Source organism: Stutzerimonas stutzeri, from assembly GCF_024448985.1.
Lineage (GTDB): Bacteria > Pseudomonadota > Gammaproteobacteria > Pseudomonadales > Pseudomonadaceae > Stutzerimonas > Stutzerimonas stutzeri_AP.
In genome coordinates, this window is record NZ_JAMOII010000002.1 from 229,365 (window position 1) to 255,254 (window position 25,890).

At 62.1% G+C, this 25,890-nt stretch carries 23 protein-coding genes, 1 tRNA gene and 1 pseudogene; 11 read left to right on the plus strand and 14 right to left on the minus strand.

Going from position 1 to position 25,890, the window contains the following annotated elements; translation table 11 throughout:
• The first annotated feature begins 13 nt into the window (after window positions 1-13).
• Window positions 14-2,857 (plus strand): ATP-binding protein, encoded by a 2,844-nt coding sequence (locus NA647_RS03825; RefSeq protein ID WP_256056493.1) that lies wholly within the window; start codon window positions 14-16, stop codon window positions 2,855-2,857.
• Between the two features lie 291 nt (window positions 2,858-3,148).
• Here NA647_RS03825 and NA647_RS03830 read toward each other — a convergent pair whose 3' ends face one another.
• Both NA647_RS03830 and NA647_RS03835 read right to left on the minus strand, forming a co-directional pair.
• Window positions 3,149-4,141 (minus strand): asparaginase, encoded by a 993-nt coding sequence (locus NA647_RS03830; protein ID WP_256056494.1) that lies wholly within the window; start codon window positions 4,139-4,141, stop codon window positions 3,149-3,151.
• A gap of 60 nt (window positions 4,142-4,201) precedes the next feature.
• The gene (locus tag NA647_RS03835; protein ID WP_256056495.1) at window positions 4,202-5,647 is read right to left on the minus strand and encodes an alanine/glycine:cation symporter family protein; all 1,446 of its coding nucleotides are present in this window, start codon (window positions 5,645-5,647) and stop codon (window positions 4,202-4,204) included.
• A 150-nt stretch (window positions 5,648-5,797) separates the two neighbouring features.
• Between NA647_RS03835 and NA647_RS03840 the strand changes: the two genes are divergently transcribed.
• Window positions 5,798-6,622 (plus strand): helix-turn-helix domain-containing protein, encoded by an 825-nt coding sequence (locus tag NA647_RS03840; RefSeq protein WP_256056496.1) that lies wholly within the window; start codon window positions 5,798-5,800, stop codon window positions 6,620-6,622.
• Between the two features lie 19 nt (window positions 6,623-6,641).
• On the opposite strand, the gene NA647_RS03845 is transcribed toward NA647_RS03840, so the two are convergent.
• The 3 genes from NA647_RS03845 to NA647_RS03855 all read right to left on the minus strand — a co-directional run bounded on the left by NA647_RS03845 (window position 6,642) and on the right by NA647_RS03855 (window position 9,322).
• Window positions 6,642-7,085, minus strand: a complete 444-nt coding sequence (locus NA647_RS03845) for a GNAT family N-acetyltransferase (protein WP_256056497.1) — start codon at window positions 7,083-7,085, stop codon at window positions 6,642-6,644.
• A 5-nt stretch (window positions 7,086-7,090) separates the two neighbouring features.
• Complete coding sequence (locus NA647_RS03850) at window positions 7,091-7,720, minus strand: FMN-binding negative transcriptional regulator (RefSeq protein WP_256056498.1); 630 nt, start codon at window positions 7,718-7,720, stop codon at window positions 7,091-7,093.
• A gap of 177 nt (window positions 7,721-7,897) precedes the next feature.
• Window positions 7,898-9,322, minus strand: coding sequence for an aspartate ammonia-lyase (locus NA647_RS03855; protein ID WP_197445315.1), 1,425 nt, complete (start codon window positions 9,320-9,322; stop codon window positions 7,898-7,900).
• Window positions 9,323-9,514: 192 nt separating this feature from the next.
• Here NA647_RS03855 and NA647_RS03860 point away from each other — a divergent pair, with 192 nt between their 5' ends.
• Complete coding sequence (locus NA647_RS03860; protein WP_256056499.1) at window positions 9,515-10,411, plus strand: LysR substrate-binding domain-containing protein; 897 nt, start codon at window positions 9,515-9,517, stop codon at window positions 10,409-10,411.
• Between the two features lie 70 nt (window positions 10,412-10,481).
• On the opposite strand, the gene NA647_RS03865 is transcribed toward NA647_RS03860, so the two are convergent.
• On the minus strand, window positions 10,482-11,864 hold the full coding sequence (locus NA647_RS03865; protein ID WP_256056500.1) for a hypothetical protein: 1,383 nt from the start codon (window positions 11,862-11,864) through the stop codon (window positions 10,482-10,484).
• A 343-nt stretch (window positions 11,865-12,207) separates the two neighbouring features.
• Between NA647_RS03865 and purE the strand changes: the two genes are divergently transcribed.
• The 5 genes and pseudogenes from purE to NA647_RS03890 all read left to right on the plus strand — a co-directional run bounded on the left by purE (window position 12,208) and on the right by NA647_RS03890 (window position 15,418).
• Window positions 12,208-12,699 (plus strand): 5-(carboxyamino)imidazole ribonucleotide mutase, encoded by a 492-nt coding sequence (gene purE / locus NA647_RS03870; RefSeq protein WP_256047570.1) that lies wholly within the window; start codon window positions 12,208-12,210, stop codon window positions 12,697-12,699.
• Entirely contained in the window at window positions 12,700-13,785 is a 1,086-nt protein-coding gene (locus tag NA647_RS03875) for a 5-(carboxyamino)imidazole ribonucleotide synthase (protein ID WP_256047571.1), read from the plus strand.
• Between the two features lie 102 nt (window positions 13,786-13,887).
• Window positions 13,888-14,139 carry a GlsB/YeaQ/YmgE family stress response membrane protein gene (locus tag NA647_RS03880; protein WP_025243550.1) on the plus strand — a complete coding sequence of 84 codons (252 nt, stop codon included), beginning with the start codon at window positions 13,888-13,890 and terminating at the stop codon, window positions 14,137-14,139.
• A gap of 53 nt (window positions 14,140-14,192) precedes the next feature.
• On the plus strand, window positions 14,193-14,723 hold the full coding sequence (locus tag NA647_RS03885) for a DUF3299 domain-containing protein (RefSeq protein WP_256056501.1): 531 nt from the start codon (window positions 14,193-14,195) through the stop codon (window positions 14,721-14,723).
• Between the two features lie 9 nt (window positions 14,724-14,732).
• Window positions 14,733-15,418, plus strand: a pseudogene (locus NA647_RS03890) (uracil-DNA glycosylase family protein).
• Window positions 15,419-15,569: 151 nt separating this feature from the next.
• On the opposite strand, the gene NA647_RS03895 reads toward NA647_RS03890, so the two are convergent.
• From NA647_RS03895 to NA647_RS03925, 7 genes are all read right to left on the minus strand, one after another.
• Window positions 15,570-16,466, minus strand: coding sequence for a D-hexose-6-phosphate mutarotase (locus tag NA647_RS03895; RefSeq protein WP_256056502.1), 897 nt, complete (start codon window positions 16,464-16,466; stop codon window positions 15,570-15,572).
• Between the two features lie 105 nt (window positions 16,467-16,571).
• Window positions 16,572-17,261, minus strand: coding sequence for an ABC transporter permease (locus tag NA647_RS03900; RefSeq protein ID WP_256056503.1), 690 nt, complete (start codon window positions 17,259-17,261; stop codon window positions 16,572-16,574).
• Complete coding sequence (locus tag NA647_RS03905) at window positions 17,258-17,953, minus strand: ABC transporter permease (RefSeq protein ID WP_256056504.1); 696 nt, start codon at window positions 17,951-17,953, stop codon at window positions 17,258-17,260. Before NA647_RS03905 ends, NA647_RS03900 begins: the two co-directional genes overlap by 4 nt.
• 61 nt (window positions 17,954-18,014) lie before the next feature.
• Complete coding sequence (locus tag NA647_RS03910; RefSeq protein WP_256056505.1) at window positions 18,015-18,770, minus strand: ABC transporter substrate-binding protein; 756 nt, start codon at window positions 18,768-18,770, stop codon at window positions 18,015-18,017.
• Window positions 18,771-18,784: 14 nt separating this feature from the next.
• Window positions 18,785-19,558, minus strand: coding sequence for an ABC transporter ATP-binding protein (locus tag NA647_RS03915; protein WP_256056506.1), 774 nt, complete (start codon window positions 19,556-19,558; stop codon window positions 18,785-18,787).
• Window positions 19,559-19,791: 233 nt separating this feature from the next.
• Complete coding sequence (locus NA647_RS03920) at window positions 19,792-21,846, minus strand: BCCT family transporter (RefSeq protein ID WP_256056507.1); 2,055 nt, start codon at window positions 21,844-21,846, stop codon at window positions 19,792-19,794.
• A gap of 214 nt (window positions 21,847-22,060) precedes the next feature.
• Window positions 22,061-22,837: a substrate-binding periplasmic protein gene (locus tag NA647_RS03925; RefSeq protein WP_256056508.1), complete on the minus strand. Its 777-nt coding sequence runs from the start codon at window positions 22,835-22,837 to the stop codon at window positions 22,061-22,063.
• Window positions 22,838-23,082: 245 nt separating this feature from the next.
• On the opposite strand from NA647_RS03925, the gene NA647_RS03930 reads away from it, so the two are divergent.
• Genes NA647_RS03930 through NA647_RS03940 form a run of 3 tightly spaced genes read left to right on the plus strand, consistent with a single transcriptional unit; the run spans window position 23,083 to window position 25,443 of the window.
• Window positions 23,083-23,445, plus strand: a complete 363-nt coding sequence (locus NA647_RS03930; RefSeq protein ID WP_256056509.1) for a metalloregulator ArsR/SmtB family transcription factor — start codon at window positions 23,083-23,085, stop codon at window positions 23,443-23,445.
• A gap of 18 nt (window positions 23,446-23,463) precedes the next feature.
• Window positions 23,464-24,747 carry an arsenic transporter gene (locus tag NA647_RS03935; RefSeq protein WP_256056510.1) on the plus strand — a complete coding sequence of 428 codons (1,284 nt, stop codon included), beginning with the start codon at window positions 23,464-23,466 and terminating at the stop codon, window positions 24,745-24,747.
• A gap of 27 nt (window positions 24,748-24,774) precedes the next feature.
• On the plus strand, window positions 24,775-25,443 hold the full coding sequence (locus NA647_RS03940; RefSeq protein WP_336604945.1) for an NAD(P)H-dependent oxidoreductase: 669 nt from the start codon (window positions 24,775-24,777) through the stop codon (window positions 25,441-25,443).
• Between the two features lie 213 nt (window positions 25,444-25,656).
• Here NA647_RS03940 and NA647_RS03945 read toward each other — a convergent pair.
• Window positions 25,657-25,732: transfer RNA gene (locus NA647_RS03945), tRNA-Phe, on the minus strand.
• Window positions 25,733-25,890: the final 158 nt, after the last annotated feature.

Consider the following 25,890-nt stretch of genomic DNA (forward strand, 5'->3'; position numbering starts at 1 on the left):
TTGGAGCCGTGTCGTGTCACTGAAAACACCCATCGGGATACGCCAATGGATCTGGCGCGCCTTTGTCCAGAGCGCGTTGATCCCGCTGGTGCTGGTCGAAGTGGTGCTGATCGCCACCTATTTGCTGACCAACAATGCGATCCGGGATGCGCAGACCGAGCATTTGCGCGAAACGGCGCTCGCCGAACTGCAAACCGCGGTTGGCCGCGAGGCGCGAATCATCAGCCAGCAGTTGCAGCAGGTGGCGAGCGCCACCACCCTGTTTCGCAACTTCACCGCGCGTGCGCTGGAAGACGAAAGCACCGAACTGCTGCCGCAGCTGCAGCTCGACCCTCGCGGGGTGCGCTACAGCCCGCACGACGATGGCGGTGCGGCAAGTTTCTATTCCGCGGCTACCGCGCCCGAACAGCAGGAGCTTGAGAAAGTGGCGCGCTTGCGCCGTCTCGATCCGCTGATGAAAGAGCTGCACGCCGGCAATCCACTGATCGCCAGCCTCTACTTCAACAGCTGGGACAGCTACAACCATATATATCCTTGGTTCAACACGGCGGAGCAATATCCGTCGGATATGGACATCCCCAGCTACAACTTCTATTACCTGGCCGGCTCCTGGCACAACCCGGCGCGTCGGGTCGTTTGGACGGATGTGTATCTGGACCCGGCCGGGCACGGCTGGATGATGTCGGCCATCGCGCCGGTGTACCTCGACGACTTTCTGGAAGGCGTCAGCGGCATCGACATTACCGTCAACGGCATCCTGCAGCAGATCGCCGACTTGCGGGTGCCTTGGGGCGGTTACGCGATGCTGATCAGCCGCGACCTCAACATCATGGCATTGCCCGAAGCCGGCGAGCGCCAGTTTGGCCTCGATGAACTGACCGAGCATTCTTACGAAGAAGCGATTCGCCGAGAAATATTCAAACCTGAAGACTTTCATCTCGGTCGCCGCCCCGAAACCCGACAGTTGGCATATGCCATCGCCACGCAGCCCGATGGCGTGCAGCGTGTGAGCCTCGACGGGCGGCAACAGCTGGTGGCCTGGGGAACGGTGGAGCAGACCGACTGGCACCTGCTGACGGTGGTGGACGAGGCCGAGGTATTCCGGCAAACCAATACGCTTGCCAGCCACTATCGGCAGATCGGCTATCTGCTGATCGCCGGCCTGCTGCTGTTCTATCTGCTGTTTTTCGCCTACATGTGGTTGCGTGCGCGGCAACTCAGCCAGTCGCTGCTTGCGCCTATCGCCAGCATTTCGCAGATGACGGGGCAGATCGGACAGCGTCAATGGCGATCGCAGCCGATCGCCTCCGATATCCGTGAGCTCGACGATCTGGCGCAGCACACCCATGCCATCGGCGGTCAGCTGGAACTCAGCGAGGCGCAGCGCTCGCAAGCGCAGGAACGCCTCGAACTGGTGCTCGAAAGTGCAACCGAAAGCCTTTGGGAAAGCGACACGCGCAACGGCACGCTGCACGTTCGCGGACGCCTGCCGGCCCGCTTCGGGCTCCCTTCGTCGAAGCTCAGCCAAGCGCAGTTCCTGCAACGCGTCCATCCGCGCGACGAGCCCCGCGTGCGTGCCGAGATGGCGCGTATGCTCATGGGGCAGGCGCTGCACTACGAATGCGAGTTCCGCCTTGCCGACGCGCTCGGCGAGTATCACTGGTTGTTGAGCCGCGGCAGGGTGATCGAGCGCGACCCGCAGACCGGCGAGGCCACTCTGCTGGCCGGCACTCATGTCGATATCGATGCGCTCAAGCGAGTCGAGCAAGACCTGCGCCATGCCACGCAGCAGGCCCAGGCGGCCAACGAGGCCAAGACCCATTTGATTTCCAGCATCAGCCACGAACTGCGTACGCCGCTGAACGCCATCCTCGGTTTCGCGCAGCTGATGCGCATGGATTGCTCGCCCGAGTCCAATCCGGAAGCGGCCGACTACCTCGATGAAATTCTGCTGGCCAGCCGCCATTTGAACCAGCTGCTCAGCGACATTCTCGACTGGTCGAGCCTGCAGGCCGAGCGCCCGCGATTGAAGCTCGAGTCGGTCGAAATCATAGCGCTGATGCGTGAATGCGCCGAGCTGGTGGCGCTCGAGGTCAAGCGTCACGGCCTGCAGTTGTCATTCGATCTGCCGGCGAAACCCATCGAGGTACTGGCCGAGCCGCGGCGGCTGCGTCAGGTACTGCTCAACCTGCTGTCCAATGCGATCAAGTACAACAGACCGTCCGGGCAGATTCTGCTCAGCATCGAAACGGTGGCCGGCCAGGTGCGCCTGTTGGTCGAAGATACGGGCCTCGGAATAGACGAGGCGCAGCAAGCGCGGATGTTCGAGCCCTTTCAGCGTCTGGGTCGCGAGAGTTCGAACATTCAGGGTGCCGGCATCGGACTGTCCTTGTGTCTGGAATACGCCAAGCTGATGGGTGGCAGCATCGGTGTGAAGAGCGAGTTGGGCACCGGTAGCCTGTTCTGGATTGCACTGCCGGTCATCGAAGCGCAGCCGCTTCGGCCGATTCATGAGCGGCCGCGCATCGTCTATGCCGAAGACGATCCGGCCAGTCAGTTGCTGGTGCGCAAGGCGTTGGAGGATCTCGGTGAGGTCAGCGTGATCGGCAATGGCCGGACGGCGCTGGAGCAGCTGCTGAGCGATCCGCCGGACCTGCTGTTGCTGGACCTGAACCTTCCCGAACTGACAGGAGAAGAACTGCTGAGGCTGCTGCGCAAAACTCCGGCCACACGAGAGTTGCCGGTCATCATCCTCAGCGCGGCCCCGGAAAATAAAGAGGGCTTCGATTGCCAGGGGCGCCTGAGCAAGCCGCTGGATCTCGACGAGCTGCGCCAGCGGGTAAGCGCCTGCCTATAGCCGCTGGACTTTCGGATCGCTCGAGTCATAGGACCGAATTTATCCGGCCTCAGATTTGTTAAAGCCGAATAAATTCGGCCTACGGTATTCCGCAGTCGGTATGGCCTAGTCTCGCCAAGGGCGCAGCGAAACGGGACCAGACCCGAGAGCCTGTTCCGTTTCAGGCGTGATCCGTAAGCAAAGTTATTTGGATCGCTACAGCCTGTAGGGCCGAATTTATTCGGCCCTACAGTATTCCGCAGTCGGGAAGACCGAGTTCCTTCGCGGACGCTACGAAACGGGATGCAGGCCCTAGTCGGCGCGCTCGCCGCAGAGATCGAGCGCGAACCAGTGTTCGACTTCCGCTTGCGACAGCCCGGCGCCGAGCAATGCGAACAGCTTGCCCAGCGCCGCCTCACGGGTCATTCCGCCGCCGGAAACCAGACCGCTGGCGGCCAGCTTGCTGCCGGCCGCGTAGATGCCAAAATCGACGTGACCCTGCGGGCACTGGCTGATCGCCGCGAGCACCACGCCACGCGCATGCGCTTCCTTCAATGCGGCCAGCAGCTGGTCTTCATTCGAAGGCCCCGTGCCGCTGCCGTAGCATTCGAGCACCAGTCCCTGCACATCACTGGCAAGTACCGCGCGCACCTGCGCGGCCTGGATGCCGGGGTGCAGCGGCAGCACTGCTAGGCCAACCGTACGACGCGGTTGCCGATAGCCGAGCGCGGCGGGAATGCTCGGCACCCGTTGGCCTTGACGCAGCCGCGGCAATACGCCGAACGCATCGAGGCTAGCGGTACCGAGTTTGCTGGCATTCGCCCCAGACATCAGCTTTCCGGCGAAATACAGATGCACGCCTGGCTCGACGCCCGCCTGCAGCGCCTGCATGGCGCCGAACAGGTTATCCCAGGCATCACTGCCAGGTGCATCGGCCGGTAACATGGCACCGGTTAGCGCCACCGGCACTTCGAGACCCAGCAACAGGAAGCTCAGGGCAGCGGCGCTGTAGGCCAGCGTATCGGTGCCGTGCAGTACCAGCACGCCATCGCAGCCATCCTGTTCCACGCCGGTAAGGATGGCCTGGACCATGGCGAGCCAATGGGTTTGATTCATGTTGGCGCTGTCGATGGGCGGGAGCAGTTCGCGGAATTGCCAGCTCGGCAATTTCAGCTGGGATTGCCGTTCCTGCTCGGCGCGCAACCTGCCAGCGAAGCCCGAAGCGGGCTTCAAGCCCTCGGCGCTCTGTTGCATGCCGATGGTGCCGCCGGTGTACAGCACCAGGATGTTTCTGGAAGCCGGCATAGGAGTCTCCTATATGAAAACAGGGGCCGTGGCCCCTGTTCAAACGACGCTGAAGAACGCTTAGTGCTGATGCGTCTGACTGGCGGTAGCCACATTATTGACTGGCGCTTCACCACCAACCCTGGCTGGCCAGACGCTCGGGTCGAGATCCAGATCGGCGAAGTTCTTCGCATCGAACACCGGCGACTCGACGCCTGCCTTCCGCTGACTGTCGTAGTCGCGCATCAGACGCAGGCCGACCTTGAACAGCAACGCCAGGGCGATCAGGTTGCAGATCGCCAGTAAGCCCATGGTCACATCGGCGAAGGCGAAAACCGTACCCAGATCCTGGATCGAGCCCCACATCACTAGAGCGATCACCATGACCCGATAGACCATGACGGGCCAGCGCTGGCCGGTGAAAAAGCCCAACGCGTTCTCGCCGAGGTAGTAGTTGTAGATCAGCGTTGTGAACACGAACAGCAACAGCGCGAGGCTGATGAATACTCGGCCCCACTCGCCGACCACCGCGGCGACCGCGGTCTGGGTAAGCACTACGCCACCCATCTCGCTACCCGGCTCGAACACTCCGGAAAGAATGATGATCAGCGCAGTGCAGCTGCATAGCACGATGGTGTCGATGAACACGCTGAGCGACTGCACGATGCCCTGCGCTACCGGATGTTTGACCTCCGCCACCGCCGCTACGTTGGGCGCGCTGCCAAGGCCCGCTTCGTTGGAGAACAGGCCGCGTTTGACACCCATGATGATCGCCGCGCCGATGCCGCCAGCGAATGCCGGTTCGAGACCGAAGGCGCTGCGGAAGATGGTGGCGAAGGCTTCGGGAACCGCGCCGGCATTGCTGCCAATGACGAAGATGGCCATGGCGATGTAGGAGAACGCCATCACCGGGACCAGCACGTCGGCGAACTTGGCGATGCGCTTGATGCCACCGAAGATGATCAGGCCGATCACCACCATCAGCACGATGCCGCTGATAAAGGTGGGCACGCCGAAGGTGTCGTTCAAAGAGCTGGCAACGGTATAGGACTGCACAGCGTTGAAGCCGAAGCCGAAAGTCATCAGCAACAACAGCGACACCACGATGCCCAGCCAGCGCTGGCCGAGGCCGTGCTGGATGTAGAACGCCGGGCCGCCGCGATAGCCGCCGTCGGCTTCACGACGCTTGTACAGCTGCGCCAGGGAGCATTCGAAGTAGCTGGTGGCCATGCCGACTAACGCCACGATCCACATCCAGAAAATCGCACCCGGCCCGCCGAGCATGATGGCGACCGAGACACCGGCAATGTTACCGGCACCAACGCGGCCGGCGACGCTGAGCATCAACGCCTGGAATGAGCTGAGCTGACCTGGCTGGCGTTTGAAGGCTTCGCTGAAAATGCGAAACATGCTGCCGAAGTAGCGAAACTGGACGAAGCGCGAAACGATCGTGAAGTACAGGCCGAGGCCTATCAGCATCACGATAAGCAACTTGCTCCAGATGAGATCGTTGAGAAGATCGAGCATGGCGGAGAGTTCTCTCTTGTTTTTTGACGGGGTGCAAAACGCAGGCTGGAAATGGTTGGCCAGACGCATCGGTCACACAATTACGCAGGTCGCGGCGAGTTGGCGCGAGTTGATGCTAGAATCGCGCCGCTCGCATCAACGGATCAGGCCATGCACGACCATCTCGGCGCCAACCTAAAACTGCTCTGCAGTCACTACCGCTCGATCGCCGAGGTGTGCCGGAAGCTGTTGATCAACCGCGCCCAGTTCAACAAATACCTGAGCGGCCAGAGCCGCCCGACTGCGCACAATCTCAAGCGTATCTGTGATTTTTTCGGCGTCGAAGGCTATGAACTGGCGCTGCCCAGCGACCAGTTCGCCCAGCTGATCGGCATGCGCAGCCATGATCAGGAACGCATCGCCGCCAGCGACCCGCTGCTCGAGCTGTTTCAGCCGCTACGCGACAACGCTAGCAGCCTTTCGCGCTATTGCGGGTATTACTTCGAGTACGCCAACTGCATGTCGGTGCCGGGGCATATCCTACTGTCGCTGGTGCATTTGCGTGAGGATCGCGGCAGCTTCGTCTTCGAACGGCAGGAGCGACAAGAGCAGTCGCGCGCCGACAACACCAGCGGGACCGAGGAAGGCGTGGTGCGCTGTCGCTATCTGGGCGCGGCCTTTTATCTGCAGGATCGTCTGTTCCTCATCGACTACGAGTCGCTGACGAGCAACGAGATGAGTCAGACCATTCTGATCCCCAGCTTCAAGAGCCGCATCAATCGCCTCAACGGGCTCAAGACCGGCGTTTCCAGCGGTGACCGGCGCACTCCGGCCTGCACGCGTGTGGTGTGGGAATACCTGGGTAGCGAGATCAACCGGGTCAATGCCTATCGCCAGGTCATGCTCTACGAGCTAGACGACCCGCGAATCGACCCGGAGATTCGTGAGCGGCTGGCATCGGTATCCATTCGCGACGGCTTGTTCGAAATCGAATAGCGCTTCAGCCGCTCGGCGCTTATCCGAGCAGTTTTCGGTACTGGATGAAACCGGGACGGTCGGCGATGCGGTCGTAGAGCATGCGGCCCTGGTAGTTGGTCTCCTGGGTCAGCCAGTGCACGCGCGCAGCGCCGGCGGCGCTAGCCTCGGCGTAGACATGCTCGATCAGTGAGCGACCGATGCCGCCGCCGCGAATCCCTTCGGCCACGAAGAGATCCTGCAGGTAACAATAGTCGCCGGGGGTCCAGCAGCTGCGGTGGAAAATCCAGTGCACCAGGCCTACGGCCTTGCCGTCGCGCCAGGCCAGCGCCGCATGCATCGGCTCGGCGGGATCGAGGAAGCGTTCCCAGCTAAGGGCGCTGGTCGTCTCCGGGATCTGGGTGTTGTAGAAGCGCTGGTAGCCCTGCCAGAGCGGCAGCCAGGCGGCGTGGTCGTCAGCGGTCAGCGGGCGGATATCGGCCATAGGAGTCATCCTTCTTGAGTCATGTGTGCGGCCAGGGCCTGCTCGCGCGGATGGGGCGAGGCGGCCAAGCCATCGCGCACGCCGGCCTGGTCGGCGGCCGAGCGGTTCTGGCTCAGCTTCCACTTGCCTTCAAGACGGCGGATCGGCAGGGCGAAGCCAACGATGGCGCGCAGCATGCCGTCCAGGTAGTCGCGCGGCGCATCGCTTACTGCCCAGGGCTGCGGACGGGCTGCCTCGTGACGGTCGCTGAGGCGGCTGACGATCTGCAGCAGGCGCTCGGGCTCCTCGATCAGCTCGACCGGGCCGCGTGCGTGCACGGCGATGTAATTCCAAGTCGGCACCACCTTGCCGTGCTCGGCCTTGGATGGATACCAGTTCGGGCTGACGTAGGCGTCCGGCCCGGAAAAGACGGCCAGCGCTTCGGCAACGTGCAGCTCGCGCCAGTGCGGATTGGCCCGGGCGAAGTGGCCGTAGAGGGTACCGAACTCACCTTCTTCCGGCTCTAGTAGCAACGGTAGATGGCTGGCCTGCATGCCGCCGCTCCCGGTGCTGGCGAGCAGGGCGAAGGGATTGGCCTGGATCTGCGCGTGCAGCTCGGTGAGGTCGTCCTGGCGGAAGGCGGCGGGCAGGTACATGGCGGGTTCTCCGAGCGGAAAATGGCTTCAGGTTGGGCAGGATATTGATCCGTTCCAGGTGCCATTTCTAGCAGGGCGTAAGACCCGGCGCGCAGTGACCGATGGGGAGAACGGAAACGGGATGGCCTAAGCCATCCCGGGAAGATAAAGCGTGGGTACTCGCCGAACAGGCCGGAATCAACCCTTCAACGGCACCAGCCGCGGCGCGATCATGTTTTCCGGACGCAGAATGTCGTCGAGGGTGGCGTCATCCAGCAATTGTTCCTCGCGTACCAGCTCCAGCACACCGCGACCGCTGAGCAGTGCCTGGCCGGCGATGCGGGTCGCATTCTCGTAACCGATGTAGGGGTTGAGCGCGGTGATCAGGCCGATGGAGTTTTCCATCAGCTCGCGGCAGCGATCCTCGTTCGCCGTGATGCCGACGATGCAATGCTCGCGCAGCATGTCCATGGCGCGTTGCAGCAGGCGGATCGAATCGAACAGTTTGAAGGCGATCAGCGGCTCCATGACGTTGAGCTGCAGCTGGCCAGCTTCGGCAGCGATGGTCAGCGACAGATCGTTGCCGATCACCTCGAAGGCGACTTGGTTGACGGCCTCCGGAATCACTGGATTGACCTTGCCCGGCATGATCGAGCTGCCCGGCTGGCGCGGCGGCAGATTGATCTCGTTGATGCCGGTGCGCGGCCCGCTGGAGAGCAGGCGCAGGTCGTTGCAGATCTTCGACAGCTTCACCGCCAGGCGCTTGAGCATGCTGGAAAACGTGACGAAAGCGCCCATGTCCGAGGTGGCTTCAATCAGGTCAGCGGCGGGTTTCAGTGGGTGCCCGCTGATGGTCGCCAGGCGCTGCACGGCCAGCGCCTGATAATTCGGGTCGGCGTTGATGCCGGTGCCGATGGCGGTGCCGCCAAGATTGACCTCCACCAGCAGCTGTGGCGCGATCAGACGCAGGTGCTCCAGGTCCTCGCCGAGGGTGGTGGCGAAGGCGCGGAATTCCTGGCCGAGGGTCATCGGTACCGCGTCCTGCAGCTGGGTGCGGCCCATTTTGAGCACATGCGCGAATTCCGCGCCCTTGTCGGCGAAGGCTCCGACCAGGCTGTCGAGGCTGGCCAGCAGGGTGTCATGGCCGAGCAACAGGCCGAGGCGGATCGCCGTGGGGTAGGCGTCGTTGGTCGACTGCGCCATGTTCACATCGTTGTTCGGGTGCAGATGGCGGTACTCGCCCTTGGCATGCCCCATGTATTCCAGCGCCAGGTTGGCGATCACCTCGTTGGCGTTCATGTTGGTCGAGGTGCCAGCCCCGCCCTGGATCATGTCGACGACGAACTGGTCGTGAAAATCGCCGCGGATCAGCTGCGCGCAGGCCTGGCTGATCGCGAGGTGCTTGGCATCGCTCAAATGGCCCAGCTCGCGGTTGGCATCCGCTGCCGCCTGCTTGACCATCGCCAGCGCGACCACCAGCTTCGGGTAATGCGCCAGCGGCACGCCGGAGAGGCGGAAGTTGTGTACGGCGCGCAGGGTCTGAATGCCGTAGTAGGCGTCAGCGGGTACTTCGAGGGAGCCGAGTAGGTCTTTTTCGAGGCGGAACGATGCAGCGGAGGACATGAGGGATCTCTTCCGAGAGAAAGCGGCATTTACCGCGAAGGCCACTACCATAGGGCCTGAGGCCCTTTTGCGGCCAATGCCGTTAAACTCTGGGTCATGCATGATCGGCATAACGATGATGTGACGTCGTTTCGCTCTGGAGCGTTATTGCGACGCACGATCGGACCCCTCACACGCCTGCCAGGAGCCGGCATGAACATCGAAACCAAATGGCTGGAAGACTTCGTCACCCTGGCTGCGACACGCAGCTTTTCCCAGGCGGCCGAGCGGCGCTTCGTCACCCAGCCGGCATTCAGCCGCCGCATTCGCAGCCTTGAGAACAGCCTCGGCATCACGCTGGTGAACCGCACGCGCACGCCGGTCGAGCTGACCGAGGCCGGCCAGCTGTTCCTGATCACCGCGCGAAGCCTGGTCGAACAGCTCGGTGAGGTGCTGCGTCATCTGCATCATCTGGAAGGCCAGCAGGGCGAGGTGCTGCAAATCTCCGCCGCGCATTCCCTGGCCCTGGGCTTCTTTCCGCAATGGATCGCCGGCCTGCGTGAGCTGGGCCTGAACCCCAGCACGCGGCTGATGGCGACCAACGTGGGCGACGCGGTGCACGCCCTGCGCGAAGGTGCCTGTGACCTGATGCTGGCTTATCACGATCCCGACGCCGCGCTGCAGCTGGATGCGGACATCTTTCCCTCCCAGCACTTGGCCAACAGCGAGATGTTACCGGTCTGCGCCGTCGATAAGCAGGGCAGCCCGTTGTTCGACCTGAACAGTGGCCAGAGCGTGCCGCTACTGGCCTACAGTGCCGGCGCCTTTCTTGGTCGCTCGGTCAACGGCCTGCTGCGCCAGCGCCGGCTGCGCTACACCACGGGGTACGAAACCGCCATGGCCGACAGCCTGAAAAGCATGGCCTTGCAAGGCCTCGGCGTAGCCTGGGTACCGCGCCTGAGCATTACCGCCGAACTGCAACGCGGCGAACTGGTGGAGTGCGCCGACGAAACCTGGCGCCTGCCGCTGGAAATCCGCCTGTATCGCTGCGCGCTGGTGCGCAAGGCGGCGGTGCGACTCTTGTGGCGCCGGCTGGAGGGTGGCGGGTAGCGACAAGATTTGCGTCGCAGTTCTGTCAGCAACCATTCATGCGGCATTGGCGAGCGCCTGAAGCGTGCGGTCAGGCCCGCCGCCATAGGCGTCGTTTTGGTGGCTCGGGCCAGTTCACTGTCTTATTCACACAGCGCACGATGCCCCCAGCACCCAGGCGCAGCGTCCAGCGCTGCGCCACGGTGGCTTCCTGTCCCGGCTGGCGATGCACCAGCAGCAGGTTATAGTCGTGCTGCTTTTCGATGGTGTGCGCCTGGATGGCCACCGGCTGGTCCTCTGCTTCCTTCCACTCGAACAGTTGCTGATGGCTGGCCTGGATCATCGCGCACAGCGGCTCGCAATCGAGGATCAGGCGTTCCTGGAGTTCGTCCTGTACCAGCGCCGCCTTTTCCAGGTGCAGCCATGAACGGTAGCAGACGATCTGCCGCTCCTCGTTGGTGGCCCACTTGCCGGAATGCTCGCGCACGGCCTTGCTCAGCTCGGAGAGCTTGCGGTAGTCGAGCCAGACCAGCTGCTGGGCCATGGACGCCTGGGTGTAAGGCATCAGCAGACGGATCTTCCAGCGCGGCTTGCCCTTGCGCAGCCAGCGTGTGACGGTGTCGATCAGGTCGTCGCGCAGCAGGTCGCGCACCGCGTACACCAGCGCGATACCCACCAGCAGCGCCAGGGACATTTTCTGGCTGGCGTCGCGCACGTTGAACAGAAAATAAGTGAACAGCGACATGATTAGCATCGTAGAGGCCGCCTTCACCAGCTTGCGGGTGCCGGCGCCTAGTTCGGTGAGTTTCTGACGCAGCACCACCGGGTATTCCAGCAGCCGCAGATAAAGGCTCATGCGGTTCCAGACGCGGGTCGGCGCCCCCTGGAAATCGCTGAGATAGCCGCGTTCGGTGCGGTAGCGCCGTTCTTGGTGCAGGAATTCGTGCACCGCCTGTTGCAGCTCTTTGTCGAGGTCCGCGAATCCCTCCAGAGTCATGTTTTCCAGCAGGAACTGCTCCGCAAGCCAGGAAAAATAGATATCCAGCTGGCGAAAGTAGCGCGATTGCTTGCTCTGCTTCGGCTCGGCCTTGCGCAGGCGCTGGGCGTAGTTCTGGCTGAGCCGCAGGGCACGCGCCAGCGGCTCGGCCATCGCTTTGCCCTGCAGCTGCTGGCGCAGGCGGTCCAGGGACGCCTGGAACTGGAAGAACGAGGCTCCCTGCATGATTTCGTAGTGCGGCGACAGCAGCGAATAGGAGGTATCCAGCTTGCTGGCCCGGTCTTTGGCCGGCAGGCCCAGCAGCCGAAAGCGGTGGGTCAGGGCGCTGTGAAAGAATTGCTCTTCGGTCAGGGCACGGGTGGAAAAGGTAGTCTCATGGGGCGTGAACAGGTACAGCTCGACCTGATGACGCCCCGGCTTGGTCAGCGTACGGCTCAATTGCAGGCGAAAATCGCCCTGGCGCTTCAATGAGAACACGGCACCTCCGATACGGTACGCGAGGAGCATACCAAGCCTGGCCGGAAGCAGCGCCGGCCATCATGAGGGCTGGCTTGCCTGCCAGCGTTCGGGGTGGGGCTCGCCATTGGCCTGGCAGGCGTGCGGTGTTCCGCTTAGGGCATTCGCTACGGCATCGAAGATGAGCGGCCTTCATGCAGCCGTCCGGCTGTCAAGCCGCAGGCGCGACATGCGCGGCTTTCCGGTATAATGCCGCGCCTTCGAACCAGCGCCTTCGCTGGTTTGCCCTGCATGCAAGCCACGCTCCCGGTGCGTGGCTTGTCGTTTTTGTAGCGCTGCGCAGCGCACGACGAGAGGCACGACGATGACCGCACTGGTAGGCGTGATCATGGGCTCCAAGTCCGATTGGTCCACCCTCAGCCACACCGCCGAGATGCTGGAAAAACTCGGCATTCCGCACGAAGTCACCGTGGTGTCCGCACACCGCACGCCCGATCTGCTGTTCCAGTACGCCGAGCAGGCCGAGGAACGCGGGCTGCGCGTGATCATCGCCGGGGCCGGCGGTGCGGCGCATCTGCCGGGCATGTGTGCTGCCAAGACGCATCTGCCGGTGCTCGGGGTGCCGGTGCAGTCGTCCATGCTCTCGGGTGTCGATTCGCTGCTGTCCATCGTGCAGATGCCCGCTGGCGTGCCGGTCGCGACCCTGGCCATCGGCAAGGCGGGCGCGGTCAACGCGGCATTGTTGTCGGCCAGCATCCTCGGGCATGAATTCCCTGAATATCACGTTGCGCTGAAGAAATTCCGCGACGAACAGACCCAGACCGTGCTCGACAATCCGGATCCGAGGAACGCATAAATGAAGATCGGCGTGATCGGTGGCGGCCAGCTCGGCCGCATGTTGGCCCTGGCGGGAACGCCGCTGGGCATGAACTTCGCCTTTCTCGATCCGGCGCCAGACGCCTGCGCCGCGGCGCTCGGCGAGCACCTGCGTGCCGACTATGGCGATCAGGATCACCTGCGCCAGCTGGCCGATGAAGTGGATCTGGTGACCTTCGAGTTCGAGAGCGTGCCCGCCGAGACGGTCGCCTTTCTCTCCCAGTTCGTGCCGGTCTATCCGAGCGCCGATGCGCTGCGTATCGCCCGTGATCGCTGGTTCGAGAAGTCGATGTTCAAGGACCTTGGCATCCCTACACCGGCTTTCGCCGATATCCAGTCCCAGGCTGACCTCGATGCTGCCGCGGCCAGTATCGGCCTGCCTGCCGTGCTCAAGACCCGCACCCTGGGTTATGACGGCAAGGGTCAGAAGGTGCTGCGCAAACAGTCCGACGTCAGCAGCGCTTTTGCCGAGCTGGGCAGCGTTCCGTGCATCCTGGAAGGTTTCGTGCCGTTCAGCGGTGAGGTGTCGTTGATCGCCGTGCGCGCTCGCGACGGCGAGACCTGTTTCTATCCGCTGGTTCACAACACTCACGAAGACGGCATCCTGCGGTTGTCGGTGGCCAGCAGCAATCATCCGCTGCAGTCGCTGGCCGAGGATTATGCCGGCCGGGTGCTGACAGAACTGGAATATGTCGGCGTGCTGGCCTTCGAGTTCTTCGAGGTGGACGGCGGCCTCAAGGCCAACGAGATCGCGCCGCGCGTGCACAACTCCGGTCACTGGACCATCGAAGGCGCTGAGTGCAGCCAATTCGAGAATCACCTACGCGCGGTGACCGGCTTGCCGCTGGGCTCGACGGCGAAACTGGGCGAAAGCGCCATGCTCAACTTCATCGGCGAAGTGCCGCCGGTGGCGAAGGTCATCGCGGTCGAGGACTGCCACTTGCATCACTATGGCAAGGCGTTCAAGGTCGGACGCAAAGTCGGTCACGCAACGTTGCGCTGTCCGGACCGCGCCACGCTGGATCGGCAGATCACTGCGGTCGAGTCGCTGATCGACCGCGACTGATCACCGGCCGTCTGGCCTGGGGCATTCAGTGGCGAACTGCCTAGCCCCTCTCCGGTCCGAAGATACGTAACGCGTATTTTTCGGACCTGAGGGAGACTGCCAATGGGCATCATCGGAACCATCATCATCGGCCTGATCGTGGGCCTCATCGCACGCTTCCTGAAGCCCGGCAACGACAGCATGGGCTGGATCATGACCATCCTGCTGGGTATCGGCGGCTCGCTGCTCGCTACCTATGGCGGCCAGGCGCTCGGCCTGTACGAGGCGGGCGAAGGTGCCGGCTTTATCGGCGCGGTGGTCGGTGCGATCATCCTGCTGGTGATTTATGGCATGGTGACCAGTCGTAAACACTGACCCGTCCGGGGCCGCGCTTCGGGCGGCCCCGATCTCACTACCCCTCGGTTCTCATGCGCTCGATCATCCTGCCTCTTTTGCTGTGCGTCTCAACCCTCATTCAGGCGGCTCCGGACGAACTCGACTGGCTCGAATTGATGCCCGCCGAAGACCGCAAGGCGCTAGAGGAAATGCCAGAGATCGAACACGACTCCCCTGAGGCCGATGGTTTCAGCGATGAGGGTGGGCTCAAGCAAGGGCGGGGCTTACCCGAGGTCATGTATTCGGCCAAGACAGTGACATCGCTGAACGGCCAGCAGATCCGCCTCGGCGGTTATCCAGTGCCGCTGGAAACTGACAGCAGTGGCCGCAGCACCGAGTTCTTCCTAGTGCCATATCCGGGCGCCTGCATCCACGTTCCGCCGCCACCGCCCAATCAGATCGTGTTGGTTCGCTACCCGGCCGGCATCATGCTGGAAGACATCTATGCGCCCTTGTGGGTGGACGGCACGCTGCGGATCGAGCCGGTCAGCAATGATCTGGCCGACGCGGCATACGCACTAACTGCCGCAAACGTGGCGCTGGTGGACGAGAGCGACTTTTGAACGAGGCCAATGCCAGTGACTGTGAATCAGGGGCAACGCCAGGCTTTTCGCGAACTCGCCGCACAGACCGAGGGCATCGACGTCGAGGTCTACCAGCGCTTCGACAAGGATCCGCTCGAGCCGATCATCGGCCTGGGCGACGCCGATGCGCCGATCGCCTTCTTCGGTCGCGATCGGGGCGCGAGGAGGTTCGCTATGGCGAGCCGTTCATCGGCAGCGGCGGGCAGCTGGTGCGCAAGGTGCTCTACCGGCACCTGCATGGCGAGGAGATGCCGGACTTCGAAGCCGGGCGTGCGCTCAGTGAAAGGTTCTTCTGGATCAACACCGTGCCGTACAAGCCAATCGGCAACAAAGCCTGGTCGATGAAGATCAAGCGCCGTTTTCACCCGCAGATGCGCCAGCTGTTGGTCGAAAGCTGGAACGGCGAGGCGATCATCACTCTGGGCCGCGAAGCCTTCCTCTGGTTCGGCATCGATCAGCCCGCCGAGGTACGCCAGCGTCTCGAGCGGTTCTGGCAGAGCGAGAACCGTTTCAGCGCCTCTATCGAGATTGAGCTGCAGGCCGAGGACGGTGCGAAGCGCGCCTTTAAGCTTTATCCATTGCCGCATCCGTCACCGCTGAACCAGACCTGGTTCAAGCGGTTTCCTGCACTGCTCGAAGCGCGGCTGGTACTGCTGGATTCCGAATCGCGGTAAACGTAGGGTGCGCTCTGCGCACCGAGATATCGAGATCAGAACGCGTTAGCTGAGCGGGGTTACCACTGAGCTCAGCATCGGTGCGCGGAGCGCACCCTACGAAGAGGGCCGGCAGTGGGCTCCATCCAGTGCCAAAGAAACGGGGTAGACCCTAGAGTGATTCGCTGCCGATGGAGACCGCAAGCGTATGGCTGGCGCCTGCGTTGAGAACGATCCGGTCGTCCATCGCATTGGCGGTTTCGATGCAGGCCATGCGCTGCCAGGCATCGTCGGCGAATTGCGACAGGCGCTGCGCCTTGGCAATCCACGGGTTCCACAGCACAGCTGAGCGCGAACCCTGGGTTTCCAGCGTGATTCGGCGATTCAGCTGCGGGTCGCGCAGGCTCAGCACCGGCGGCAGATCGAGATAGATGCGGTCGGTCTCGCCCTCGTAACGGAGGTCACCCTGTTGCTGACGTTGCTGCCAGTTTTCCAGGGTATCGATATAGCGACAGCCATCCAGGCCCTCCACCGACACCTGATGGATATCGCCGATGGCGAAGTAGGTGTGCAGCGCCTGGCTGAGGGCGACGGGTCGATCGCTCAGATTGCGGCTGATCAGCGCGATGTGCAGGCGCTCGTCGAGACGGACCTGCAGCTTCAGCTCTACCCTATGGGGCCAGCCGGGCAGCGCTCCCTGAGCCTGAGGACAAATGAATTCGAGGATAGCGGTGTCGCCTTCAGAGCCCTGTCGCTCCAGCTGCCAATCCAGGCTGCGTACCAGCCCGTGAAAAGGCGCTTCGGCTTCGCCCCGATACATCGCTTGCACATCTTCGGGGTTGCGCCCTAGATCGCCGAACCAGGGCCAGCAGATCGGCACGCCGCCGCGTACCGACTGGCCGTGCTGGAAGGCAGCTTCCTCGCTAAGCCAGATGATCGGCGGCGCATCGCCCTGGCGGTAGCTGAGTATCTGCGCGCCCTGCTCGGCGATCAGCAGTTCGTCGTCGCCACGGCGGATTAGCCAGCAGGCGAGTTGATCCTTTTCGATGCGTTGAATATCGACTGACATGGGCGATCTCGTGGTTGGTTCAGGTGTCCGTCTGACCGCGCGGATAGGGCAGGATTCAGCTGCGAAAGCCTCTTCGCCCCCTAGGCGAAGAGGCATGTATCGCGATCAGCGCCCCTGGCAGGCATCCACCCGCAGCCAGCGCTCGATCAGCTTGAAGCCCTGCATCAGCACGAAAGCGATGAGGAGATAGATGAGGCCAGCGGTGAGGAACATCTCCTCATGCATATAGGTGCGTGCGGCGATCTTGCGGGCCATGCCGGTCAGTTCCAGCAAGGTGATGGTGCTGGCCAGGGCGCTGGCCTTGAGCATTAGAATCACCTCGTTGCTGTAGGCCGGCAGGCCGATGCGTGCGGCGCGGGGCAGAATGATGTGCCAAAGGGCCTGGGGGCGAGACATGCCCAGCGCCCGCGCGGCTTCGACCTCGCCTGCCGGCACGTTCTGGATCGCGCCCCGCAGGATTTCGGCGATATAGGCGGCGGTATGCAGTGTCATGGTAATGATCGCGCACCAGTAGGGGTCACGCAGATACGGCCAGAGCACGCTTTGGCGCACGGCCTCGAACTGCGCCATGCCGTAATAGACGAGAAACAGCTGCACCAGCAACGGTGTACCGCGGAAAAAGAAGATGTACCCGTAAGGCAGCGCACGCACCGCAAGCATGCGCGAGGACCGTGCGATGCCCAGCGGTAACGCGAGAATCAGCCCGGCTATGACCGAAACGCCGACCAGCTGCAGAGTGAGCCAGGCGCCTTCGAGAAAGTCTGGCAGCCACTTGATGAATAATTCCCAGCTCATGCCGCGCTCCTGACAAAGCCGCGTCCGGCGCGTTTTTCGAGAAAGTACATGCCGGTCATGGCGATGACGGTCAGGCCGAGGTAGATGAAGGCGGCGACGACGAAGAAGGTGAAAGGCTCCTTGCTGGCGGTCACGGCGATCTGAGAGCTACGCATGATCTCTTCCAGTCCGATCACCGAAACCAGCGCGGTGTCCTTCATCAGGATCATGAACAGGTTGCCCAGGCCGGGCAGGGCCAGGCGCCACATCTGCGGCAGGATCAGCCGCATGAAGATACGCCGCTTGCCCAGGCCCAGCGCCAGTCCCGCTTCGCGATGGCCTTTGGGAATGGCCAGCAGCGCGCCACGGAAGACCTCGGTGGCATAGGCGCCAAAACACAGGCCGAGGGCGATGGTGCCGGCGACGAAGGGGCTGAGGGCCAGATTCTCGATGCCGAAGATCTCGCCGATGCCACGTACCAGGCCGATGGTGCCGAAATAGATCAGCAGCACCCAGAGCAGTTCGGGGATGCCGCGCACGATGGTCGAGTAGGTGCCGCCAATCCAGCGCAGCGTCGCGTATGGGGACGTCTTGGCGAGTGCGCCGAGCAGCCCGAGCACAAGGCCCAGGGCCAGGGCCGCGAGGGCCAGCTGAATGGTCATCCAGGTACCGGCGATCAACGCCGGACCGAATCCATGAAGGTCGGGAATCATATGGGCTCAAACACCAAAGCCCGACCTACCAGTTCGGCGGTCGGGCTTCGGTTCAGACGGATCAGTAAATGTTGAAAGGGAAATACTTGGCGTTGAGTTTCTCGTAAGTGCCGTCAGCGATGATTTCTTCCAGCGCCTTGTTCAGCTTCTCACGCAGTTCATCGTTGCCCTTGCGCACGGCCATGGCGATCTTGTCGTCGTCGAATACCGGCTCGCCCTTGAATTCGAAGTTCTTGCCGGCATCGCTCTTGAGCCATTCCCACTGCACGAAGGAGTCGGCGAGGATGCCGTCGACGCGGCCGGAGGCCAGATCGAGATAGGCGTTTTCCTGGGTGTCGTAGAGTTTGATGTCGACCACGTCATCCATGTTGTCTTCCAGCCATGTGCCGGCGATGGTTGCGCGCTGGGCGCCGATCACCTTGCCGTCCAGGTAGTCCTTGTCGGTCTTGAAGTCCACGGACTTGGGCGCCACGAACTGCAGTTTGTTGGTGTAGTAGTGGTCGGTGAAATCGACGGCGTTCTGCCGTTCCTCGGTGATCGACATGGACGCGGCGAGGAAGTCGAATTTGCCAGCGTTCAGGGCGGGAATGATTCCGTCCCAGTCGGAGGTGACCACTTCGCACTCGACTTCCATCTTGGCGCAGAGCGCATGGGCGACGTCCAGATCGAAGCCGACCACCTGGCCGCTGGCGTCGATCAGGTTGAAGGGCGGGTAGGCGCCTTCGGTGCCGATGCGTAGCTTGTCGGCGGCAAAGGCGTTGGCGCCGAGCATCAGCGTGGCGGCGGCAGTCAGCAGAATCTTCTTATAGCTTTTCATGCGGTGTTGCTCCATTAGCGATGACTGGACATGAACTGTTTACAGCGTGCCGAGTTGGGGTTGTCGAACACCTGCTCCGGCGTTCCTTGCTCTTCGACCAGGCCCTGATGGAGAAAAACAACCTCACTGGATACCTGTTTGGCGAAGTTCATTTCATGGGTGACCAGCAGCATGGTGCGGCCCTCGTCGGCCAGCGACCGGATCACTGCAAGCACTTCTTGTACCATTTCCGGATCGAGAGCTGAGGTCGGCTCGTCGAACAGGATCACCTTGGGTTGCATCGCCAGGGTGCGCGCAATCGCGGCCCGTTGCTGCTGACCGCCCGATAGCTGGTTCGGATAGACGTGGCGTTTGTCGGCGATGCCGACCTTGGCCAGCAGCGCTTCGGCGGCTTCAGTGGCTTCGGCTTTGCTCTGGCCGAGCACTCGGCGCGGTGCCTCGATGATGTTGTCGAGCACACTCATGTGCGGCCAGAGATTGAAGTTCTGGAACACGAAGCCAAGCTTGCTGCGCATCTGGTTGATTTGCTTGGCGTCAGCCGCGACCAGGTCGCCGTCTTTGGCGCGCTTGAGGCGTAGCTGCTCCCCGGCGACGAGAATTTCGCCTTCGTTTGGGTTTTCCAGCAGATTGATGCAGCGCAGAAACGTCGACTTTCCGGAGCCGGATGAGCCGAGGATAGAGATCACATCGCCGTCGCGCGCAGTCAATGAGATGCCCTTGAGTACTTCCAGATCGCCGTAACGCTTGTGCAGGTTGCGAATTTCCAGGGCGGGTATGGCCTCAGCCATTGAGCTTCCTCTCTCGGACCAGCGCTTTGCCTGGTCTTTTCTGTGTAAATTGCGCTCCGGCCGACTGCTCGCCCTCCTGGCGAGGCGCAAACCTAGCATGGGCAGGGTCATGCGCCAAGCGTGGCGCCGCCACCGGAACGGTGACCGTTTGGTCACCGTTCGATGGACGGACTCTTGGTGGCGCGGCGAATCGTCCTGTATCTATATAGATGAACTTCCCCTGTTTTGCCGCCTCATGGCGTGGGTTTCGGTGCCTCGGGTTCGTTGCTGAGCATCTCGTCGTGTTCGCCCATCTTCCAGGGCAGGCTGCCGGGCGAGATATGCAGGAAATTCAGGTACTTCTCGAACTGGTCGAGTATGTCGCTGATGATGTCCTGCTGGTCGTAGCCGTAGACGTCGTAGGACTGACCGCCGCGACGCAGGAAGACCTCGGCGCGGTAGTACTGCTCGTCGGTGTCCGGATCCTCGGTGAGCACGAAGGACGGCATGGCATAGCCCACCAGGCGAATCTCATAGATGAAATCGACCTGATCCTCCTTGATCACTTCCAGATAGACCCGCGAATTGTGCTCGTCGGTATGCACTTCGGCCGGCCAGTCCTGTTCGGCCAGAGCGCGTTGCACCCGGCGCATGCCCTTGAGCACGCTGGTGGCGATGAAGTTTTCCGCCTCTTCGCGGCTGGGGAAGTTGACCAGCCCGGCCAGACGCTTTTTCCACAGGCCCGGCCCGGCATTGCTGGCCAGTCGGCTGCCGTGCATGTGGGTCTGCAGGCTGACTTCGTGATGGCCCTCGATCACCAGTGCCCGCCACATGCCCAGCGCCGCGATGATCATGATGATGGCGAACGGCAGCGCGCTGGTGATCGCCATGGTCTGCAAAGCGCTCAGGCCTCCGGCCACCAGCAGGGCGATGGCGACGAAGCCCGCCGTGGTCGCCCAGAACACCCGCTGCCAGACGGGCGTCTGCGCCACGCCGCCAGCGGCCAGCGAGTCGATCACCAGCGCACCGGAGTCGGCCGAGGTGACGAAGAAGGTGGCGATCAGCACCACAGCGATGAACGAGGTGATGGCGCTTAGCGGCAGGCGTTCGAAGAGCTGGAACAAGGCGATGGAGTGGTCGCTCTGCACCTGGCCGATCAGCTCGGTGTAGCCTTCGACCATGATCAGGTGCAAAGCGGTGTCGCCGAAGATCGAGAACCAGAGAAAGGTAAAGATCGTCGGTACGAACATCACGCCGAAGACGAATTGGCGAATGGTCCGGCCGCGGCTGATCTTGGCGATGAACAGGCCCACGAACGGCGACCAGGCAATGGTCCAGCCGAAGATGAACAGCGTCCAGTTGCCGATCCAGTCGCTACGGCTGTAGGCCTGTAGGTTGAAGGTGCGCTCGATGATGTTGTTCAGGTAGCTGCCGGTGTTCTGCAGGAAGGTTTCCAGAATGAAGATGGTCGGCCCCACGGCGAACACGAACACCATCAGCGTGATCGCCAGGATCATGTTCAGCAGCGAGAGATTCTTGATGCCCTTGTCCATCCCGGCCACCACCGAGCAGGTGGCGAGCGCCGTGATCAACACGATGGCAATGACCTGCACCGTGGTACTGACAGGGATTTGCGGCCACAGGTAGTTCAGACCGGCATTGATCTGGGTGACCGACAGACCGAGGGTGGTGGCGATGCCGAACAACGTGCCGAGAATCGCGAATACATCCACAACGTGCCCGATGGGGCCATGAATGCGTTCGCCGATGATCGGATACAGCGCCGAACGCATCGACAGCGGCAGGCCGTGGCGAAACGAGAAATAGGCTAGCACCAGGCCGGTCAGGCCGTAGATCGCCCAGATGTGAAAACCCCAGTGGAAAAAGGCGATCTGCATCGCTTGCTTGGCCGCATCGACGGTTTCCGGTGCGCCGGCCGGTGGCGTGGAAAAATGCAGCACCGGCTCGGCGACGCCGAAGAACAGCAGGGCGATACCGTAGCCGGCGGAGAACAGCATGGCGAACCAGGCCGGGAAGCTGTACTGCGGTTCGGCATGATCCGGCCCGAGCTTGATGTTGCCCCACTTGGTCAGCGCGATGCCGACGACGAAGACCAAAAAAAAGGCCACCGCCAGCATGTAGAACCAGCCGAACGAGCGGGTGATGAAGGCCAGCGTCGAGCTGAATACCTCACTCGCCAGTTCGGGGTTGCTGATCGTGCCGATCACCAGCAGCAGCGTTACGACAACGGCTGGGATGAACACCGGGAAAAGGATGACGGCTTTGGGAAGTTTCTTCTCTGCTTCCATATGTCCTTCTGTTCTTGGCTGATCGAGGGGAACGAAAACGCGCCGTGGCTCCGAAATGAAACTGTTGACTGAAGGGTAGACGGTGTTCGGCGGAGGATTGCTCACACAAAAAACGAGATCGAGCCGAGTTTGTCCGGACGTGTGAGGTCCAGTGACTACTCAGGCATCGTAAGGAGGCGGTTGCCGTCCGGGTTGTTTGAGCGCGTCGGACGGCTCAGTACGCCGGTTCCAGTTGATGGTGGCGCAGGATTTCCGACACGGTGCCGTCGGCAATGAGCTCATCCAAGGCTCGCTCGAAGCTCTGAAACTGCGCCTCGCTGATCCGCTTGCGCGACAGGCCGATCCCATATGAGACCGACGTCAGCTCGCCGGCTTCACGGAGCTCATCGAGCTGCTCCTCTTCTATCAGATACCAGGCTACATCCTGATTGAGAACAGCCAGGCCGCCTTCACCGAAGCGGCCGGACTTCAGCATGCGCAACAGCCGACGGTTACTGGCAGTCAGATGCACCTGCGCTCCGGCAACCGGTTCGAGGTATTGGGAGAGGACGTAAGACGTGCCGGATGGGCCGTAGACGCCGATCAGCCGACCGGCCAGATCACCCGGCTGGCTATACACGAAGCCACTGTCCTTGCGAGCGAATACGGCATAGCGCGAAGTGACCAGCATGCGGGTGATATGAAACGCGCGCTCGCGTTGCGGCGAACGAACCACGGTGAAAATACCTTCGACTTCCCCGTCTTCGGCCAAGTGCAGGGCGCGCTGCCATGGATGGACCACGATCGGGCAATTCAGGTCCAGGCGCGCGCAGACCGCCTGTACGATTTCCACCAGCGGGCCGCCCGCCTTTTTTACCCCTTCATGGCTCTGGGGCGGCGTTCCCGCAGCGCGGCTGAACGGCGGGAAATCCTCGGTGACGAACCGCCACTCTTCGGCACTCGTCTGGGTGGCGAGTGTGCACAACCCTATCAGTAGAATCGAAGGAAACATCCGCACTGCTTATGCTCCTGCCTGGTCGGCCATCCATAGCGTTTCAACCGCGTAGTCGAGAGTATCCGCAGTTCCAAGGGTTCGCCAGTTCACCCGGCTCATGACGCAACGTCGGCCGCAGGGCTCGTTGCCGGTTTGGTCTTTTAGCGGTGCGTGTGAAAGGCGGGCCCGGCTGCGCCGATAATCCTGGATCGAGTCACGCTGCTTGCTCATATATGTGGTAATCCATATATTCGCGCATCCGTATGTTTAGGTGCTTTGCCGTGACGCCCCCTGCATTGTTCAAATGTTTGTCTGATGAAACCCGCGTGCGAGCCGCTTTGCTTGTTATCCAGGAGGGTGAGCTTTGTGTTTGCGAGCTGGTCTGCGCGCTGGATGACAGCCAGCCCAAGGTGTCCCGCCATCTTGCGCAGCTTCGAGCTTACGGCCTGCTGGTGGATCGGCGTCAGGGGCAGTGGGTCTACTACAGCCTCAATCCGGACCTGCCGTCCTGGGTCCGGGACGTTCTTCAGGCGACGCTGCAAGCCAATGCGGAGTGGTTGAAGCAGGATCGAGCCCGGCTCGAGCAAATGGGCGACCGCCCAGTCCGCGTCGCCTCTTGCTGCTGAGCCAGGAGCGCCAGTCGTATGCTTATCGCAGTCGCCATCTTCATCGCCACCATCGTCCTGGTCATCTGGCAGCCCCGGGGGCTCGGGGTCGGCTGGAGCGCCTCCCTGGGTGCGGTCGTCGCGCTGTTGGCAGGAGTCGTCACGCTCGCTGACATCCCCACCGTATGGGGCATCGTCTGGAACGCGACGGCGACCTTCATCGCAATCATCATCATCTGCCTGCTCCTCGACGAGGCCGGGCTGTTCGAGTGGACTGCCCTGCATGTCGCGCGCTGGGCCAGGGGGAGGGGGAGCCGCCTGTTCGCCTTCACGATCCTCCTGGGTGCCGCCGTCTCGGCCGTATTCGCAAACGATGGTGCGGCGCTCATCCTGACGCCCATCGTGGTGTCGATGCTGGTCGCCTTGCGCTTCTCGGCAGCGTCCACGCTGGCCTTCGTCATGGCGGCCGGCTTCATCGCCGATACCGCCAGCCTGCCATTGGTCGTTTCGAATCTGGTGAACATCGTCACGGCTGATTATTTCGATGTGGGCTTCAGCGAGTACGCCGCCGTCATGGTCCCGGTCAACGCGGTCAGCGTGGCGGCGACGCTGGCCGTTCTCTGGTTGTTCTTTCGGCGTGACGTTCCGTCGACTTATGACTTGGCTTTGCTCAAGGCCCCGGCTATGGCGATTCGCGACCGAGCTGCTTTCCGAGTCGGTTGGGTCGTCCTCGTCGCGCTCCTGGCTGGTCTGTTTGCGCTCGAGCCTTTGGGCATTCCCATAAGCGCCGTTGCGGCCGCTTGTGCGGTTGTGCTGTTTGCCGTCGCCGCCCGTGGGCACGTCATTTCGACCCGAAGGGTGCTGCGCGAGGCGCCCTGGCAGGTGGTTGTCTTCTCGCTGGGTATGTACCTAGTCGTCTATGGCCTTAAGAACCAAGGGCTCACCGATTACCTGACGACCGCCCTGAATCATCTGGCCGGCTACGGCGTTTGGGGCGCTGCGCTGGGAACGGGGTTTTTGACAGCGGGCCTGTCTTCGGTCATGAACAACATGCCCACCGTGCTGGTCGGCGCCCTGTCGATTCATGCGACGGATACGAGCGGCTTAGTGCGTGACGCGATGATTTACGCCAACGTCATCGGCTGCGACCTGGGGCCGAAAATCACCCCCATCGGTAGCTTGGCCACGCTTCTCTGGCTCCACGTCCTGAGCCGTAAAGGCATCCGCGTGACCTGGGGGTATTACTTCAAGGTTGGTGTCGTTCTGACGCTGCCGGTCCTGTTCGTCACCCTGTCCGCCTTGGCCATCAGGCTGAGTATCTGAAACCGCCGTCAGCGCGGAGGAGAAGCCGTGAAAGTTCTGTTTATGTGTACGGCCAATAGCTGCCGAAGCATTTTGTCCGAAGCCATGTTCAACCATCTCGCCCCGAGCGGGTTCGAGGCCGTGAGCGCCGGGAGTGTCCCCCGGGGCCAGGTTCTGCCTCGCACGCTGATAACGCTCCGCGAGGCCGGGCTTTCGACCGAGGGGCTGGCTAGCAAGGGCAACGAAGCCCATCCGAAGGTTCAGGAGCTGCTGCAGCTCATGCAATGGTCGGAAGGGCAGGTCTGGTGCTCGCCGGAGCGACATGGCTCGATGTCGGCGGTCTTCAAGGCGCAAATTGATTGGGTTCCGCTGGCGATGGGCGCGGTCCGTCCGACCCAGGGCAAAACCTTGGCGGTCATGCAGGTCTGCGGCGGCTCGCAATCTTTCAACGTGGTCAACCAGCTCCGCGTTCTGGGGCGGTGGATGCGGATGTTTGCTATCCCCAACCAGTCGTCCGTGCCCAAGGCTTATCTGGAGTTCGACGAACAGGACCGGATGAAGGCCTCGCCTTATTACGATCGGGTTGTGGATGTAATGGAGGAGCTGATGAAGTTCACCATCCTCCTGCGGGACCGGCCGGACCTCGTGGACCGCTATTCAGAGCGAAAGGAGTCGGCCGAACAGCTCTCGAAGCGGGTCAATCAACGATCCATATGACTATGGGTCCGGCAGCGACGAGCTCGTCCACCGCAGGTCGGAGCGTCATGCGTCCTTGGGGGAGGTGGCGATGAGTAGCTGTCGCTTCGTTTGCCTTGGGTTGGGCCATAAACGCCATCGTGTACCCGTCACGTGTATCCAGTCGGGGGAGGCACACGGGCCCCAAAACGACGAAACCCCTGAGACCTCACGGAATCAGGGGTTTACAAGTCATGGTGCCCAGGGACGGAATCGAACCGCCGACACGGGGATTTTCAATCCCCTGCTCTACCGACTGAGCTACCTGGGCAACGGGGCGCTATTAGACGGATTTGGCTTTTGCCTGTCAAGCGCGGCCGAGAAAATATTTAGTCAGAACGGGCGTTTAGCGTTTTGATGAAGCTTGAAAAGCGTTTTCCGATCGTCCTGCTGGATGCCGGCAGCAGCCAACAGGACGCGTTCCCGCTA

What these genes read in the sequence shown, in the direction of transcription:
- NA647_RS03880 (WP_025243550.1), top strand. Translation starts at nt 13,888, where the DNA reads ATGGGCATCATCGGAACCATCATCATCGGCCTGATCGTGGGCCTCATC.
- NA647_RS03935 (WP_256056510.1), top strand. Translation starts at nt 23,464, where the DNA reads ATGCTTATCGCAGTCGCCATCTTCATCGCCACCATCGTCCTGGTCATC.
- NA647_RS03835 (WP_256056495.1), bottom strand. Translation starts at nt 5,647, where the DNA reads ATGCTCGATCTTCTCAACGATCTCATCTGGAGCAAGTTGCTTATCGTG.
- NA647_RS03905 (WP_256056504.1), bottom strand. Translation starts at nt 17,953, where the DNA reads ATGATTCCCGACCTTCATGGATTCGGTCCGGCGTTGATCGCCGGTACC.
- NA647_RS03915 (WP_256056506.1), bottom strand. Translation starts at nt 19,558, where the DNA reads ATGGCTGAGGCCATACCCGCCCTGGAAATTCGCAACCTGCACAAGCGT.
- NA647_RS03920 (WP_256056507.1), bottom strand. Translation starts at nt 21,846, where the DNA reads ATGGAAGCAGAGAAGAAACTTCCCAAAGCCGTCATCCTTTTCCCGGTG.
- NA647_RS03855 (WP_197445315.1), bottom strand. Translation starts at nt 9,322, where the DNA reads ATGTCCTCCGCTGCATCGTTCCGCCTCGAAAAAGACCTACTCGGCTCC.
- NA647_RS03845 (WP_256056497.1), bottom strand. Translation starts at nt 7,085, where the DNA reads ATGGCCGATATCCGCCCGCTGACCGCTGACGACCACGCCGCCTGGCTG.
- NA647_RS03895 (WP_256056502.1), bottom strand. Translation starts at nt 16,466, where the DNA reads ATGTCAGTCGATATTCAACGCATCGAAAAGGATCAACTCGCCTGCTGG.
- NA647_RS03900 (WP_256056503.1), bottom strand. Translation starts at nt 17,261, where the DNA reads ATGAGCTGGGAATTATTCATCAAGTGGCTGCCAGACTTTCTCGAAGGC.
- NA647_RS03875 (WP_256047571.1), top strand. Translation starts at nt 12,700, where the DNA reads ATGAAGATCGGCGTGATCGGTGGCGGCCAGCTCGGCCGCATGTTGGCC.
- NA647_RS03925 (WP_256056508.1), bottom strand. Translation starts at nt 22,837, where the DNA reads ATGTTTCCTTCGATTCTACTGATAGGGTTGTGCACACTCGCCACCCAG.
- NA647_RS03850 (WP_256056498.1), bottom strand. Translation starts at nt 7,720, where the DNA reads ATGTACCTGCCCGCCGCCTTCCGCCAGGACGACCTCACCGAGCTGCAC.
- NA647_RS03910 (WP_256056505.1), bottom strand. Translation starts at nt 18,770, where the DNA reads ATGAAAAGCTATAAGAAGATTCTGCTGACTGCCGCCGCCACGCTGATG.
- NA647_RS03840 (WP_256056496.1), top strand. Translation starts at nt 5,798, where the DNA reads ATGCACGACCATCTCGGCGCCAACCTAAAACTGCTCTGCAGTCACTAC.
- NA647_RS03930 (WP_256056509.1), top strand. Translation starts at nt 23,083, where the DNA reads ATGTTTAGGTGCTTTGCCGTGACGCCCCCTGCATTGTTCAAATGTTTG.
- NA647_RS03885 (WP_256056501.1), top strand. Translation starts at nt 14,193, where the DNA reads ATGCGCTCGATCATCCTGCCTCTTTTGCTGTGCGTCTCAACCCTCATT.
- purE (WP_256047570.1), top strand. Translation starts at nt 12,208, where the DNA reads ATGACCGCACTGGTAGGCGTGATCATGGGCTCCAAGTCCGATTGGTCC.
- NA647_RS03830 (WP_256056494.1), bottom strand. Translation starts at nt 4,141, where the DNA reads ATGCCGGCTTCCAGAAACATCCTGGTGCTGTACACCGGCGGCACCATC.
- NA647_RS03860 (WP_256056499.1), top strand. Translation starts at nt 9,515, where the DNA reads ATGAACATCGAAACCAAATGGCTGGAAGACTTCGTCACCCTGGCTGCG.